Source organism: Streptomyces capoamus (assembly GCF_014654935.1).
Taxonomy (GTDB): Bacteria; Actinomycetota; Actinomycetes; order Streptomycetales; family Streptomycetaceae; genus Streptomyces; species Streptomyces capoamus.
In genome coordinates this window covers 296,626-297,436 of the sequence record NZ_BNBF01000003.1, presented here as the reverse complement: position 1 = coordinate 297,436, position 811 = coordinate 296,626, and the positions used below count along the sequence as shown (strand labels likewise).

Sequence of the window (811 nt, the reverse complement as noted above, 5' to 3'; positions counted from 1 at the left end):
ACGGGCCGCTCTGTCCCTCCAGGTCACCTTGCTGGACATGGCCCTGCACGACCCGGACCTGGGGACCCGGCTCGCGGAGTCCGTCCGGGCGCAGGAGGAGCACCTGATCGCCCTGTTCACCGGAAGATCCCACGACTGCGGCGCCGTGACCTCGCACCAGGCGCAGCGCCTGACCACCGCACTGAGGGCGCTGTTCGTCGGTCTCAGCCAGGGTGTGACCCTGGGTCTGGCCCCCGGAGCGGACGAGCGGTACTTCGCCGACGCCGCCAGGGCGTTGGCCTCCGGCATGTCCCTCACCGATCACCACACGGATGCTCCGTGAGCGAAGAGGGACCTGGCATCGAGCGACCGCCTTGCCGCTCCGTACCGCCACGGTGCGGCAGGACGCCCGTGAGCACGGGCGTGCGCTAGGTCGCCCGGATCACCGGTGCCTGCAGTTCCGTGACCCAGTCGTCGCGGTCGTCGGGGCATTCGAGGTTGATCTCGCGGGGGTACCCGACGGCCCGGTAGCCATGAGTGTCGATCCAGCGCGCCAGGGTCTGGGCGGTGGGGAGTACGCCGTCCATCGAGCCGCGGTGCACGATGGTCGCCGCCTGCTCCAGGGCCGGCAGGTCGCGGACGCGCACCGCTCCGTCCTGGAGGGGGGCCGAGACCTGGACGGCGGCGTGGACGCTGATCCTTCCGCCGCCTTCCGGAGCGTCCTCGTAGGAGGCGACACCGGGCCCGGTGGGGGTGATCCCGGCCGAGGCCAGGCGCCGGAACAGCTCGTCGTAGAGCGGACCGATGACCGGGCCGATGTCCTCGGGCTCGA

Annotated in this window: 1 protein-coding gene and 1 pseudogene; one reads left to right on the top strand and one right to left on the bottom strand. The window is 71.8% G+C overall.

From position 1 onward, the window contains the following. Window positions 1–322 (top strand): annotated as a pseudogene (locus IE312_RS39180) (TetR/AcrR family transcriptional regulator); the annotation flags it as partial. A gap of 85 nt (window positions 323–407) precedes the next feature. Here the strand turns inward: IE312_RS39180 and IE312_RS39175 are convergent. Beyond that, window positions 408–811 (bottom strand): GyrI-like domain-containing protein (locus tag IE312_RS39175; protein ID WP_229899237.1); only part of this gene is annotated, 404 nt, incomplete at its 5' end.